At 43.2% G+C, this 292-nt stretch carries 1 protein-coding gene; it reads right to left on the reverse strand.

The window, feature by feature from the left end; translation table 11 throughout:
* Window positions 1-85: 85 nt before the first annotated feature.
* The coding region (locus BOQ62_RS22375) for a hypothetical protein (RefSeq protein WP_228413680.1) at window positions 86-292 on the reverse strand (207 nt) is incomplete at its 5' end.

Here is a 292-nt window from a genome sequence, read left to right on the forward strand (position 1 = left end):
GGTAGCTCCATCATGGGCTGTTGTAATACCTGCTTCTGCATACAACATCTGGCCTCTTTTTGACCATGCAATCTGCTGATCCGGACTAGGCTTCGGCAGATTTCAAATCTCCAATAAAGGGAAATGCAATAATATCAATCATATTTACATTCGCCTTATTGGCATGTTTCATAATTTCCAGATCATTAAACTTGGTAGCTCCATCATGGGCTGTTGTAATACCTGCTTCTGCATACAACATCTGGCCTCTTTTTGACCATGCAATCTGCTGATCCGGACTAGGCTTCGGCAG

Source organism: Chryseobacterium sp. CH21, assembly GCF_004119445.1.
Classification (GTDB): domain Bacteria; phylum Bacteroidota; class Bacteroidia; order Flavobacteriales; family Weeksellaceae; genus Chryseobacterium.